The organism is Halobellus sp. EA9 (assembly GCF_051195055.1).
Classification (GTDB): domain Archaea; phylum Halobacteriota; class Halobacteria; order Halobacteriales; family Haloferacaceae; genus Haloquadratum; species Haloquadratum rubicundus.
In genome coordinates, this window is sequence record NZ_JBNTJW010000046.1 from 1 (window position 1) to 710 (window position 710).

1 protein-coding gene is annotated in these 710 nt (G+C 66.8%); it reads right to left on the reverse strand.

Annotated features, from left to right (window positions below; translation table 11 throughout):
• Position 1: 1 nt before the first annotated feature.
• Positions 2 to 710, reverse strand: a 709-nt coding sequence (locus tag ACQUQ0_RS17575; protein ID WP_435187051.1) for an IclR family transcriptional regulator, incomplete at its 5' end; no start/stop codon positions are given.

The following is a 710-nucleotide window of genomic DNA, read 5'->3' on the forward strand; positions in this document are numbered from 1 at the left end:
CTCAGTCAGCGAGATCGAGCTCGACTCGTTTGGCCGCGCTGAGGACGAGTCCGGGGAGGTCCTCTTCGAGGCGCTTGCCAGAGAGCCGCTCGGCGGGGCCGAGGACCGCCACCGCGCCGGCGAGTGCGTCGCCACGTTCTCCCTGTCGAATCGGTGCGGCGACAGAGCGCATATCCTCCCAGACCTCGCCGCGGTCGAACGCGAGCCCGCGGTCGGCGATCGACCGCAGTTCGTCGGTCAAGCCCGACGGCGACTGGACCGTCCGGTCGGTCAGTCTGTCGAGCCCGTGCGTCTCCACGTACGCCTCGACTTCGTCCCTCGATCGGTACGCGAGGATTAGCTTTCCGGCGGCGGTCGCGTGCAGTGGGAGTCGGCTCCCCAATCTGATCCGGCGATCGTTGCGTTCGGCGTCTTCGACGGCCGCGTGGACGGCCTCCCCGTGTTCAGGAACGACGAGTGCCGTCGACTCGCCGGTGGATTCGGCGAGCCCGTTCACTTCCGGAGACGCGGTCTGGTACAGTGTCATCCCATCTCGGACACCGATCCCGAGGTCCAGAAATCGCAGTCCGAGTCGGTATCGACCGTTCGATGAAAGCACGACACCCAGCCGTTCCAGCGTGACGAGGTGGTTGTGCACCGACGCTTTCGAGACCGACAATTCTTCTGCGAGTTCCGTTACCCCGGCCTCCCGCCCGCCGGCGAGTGCGCTC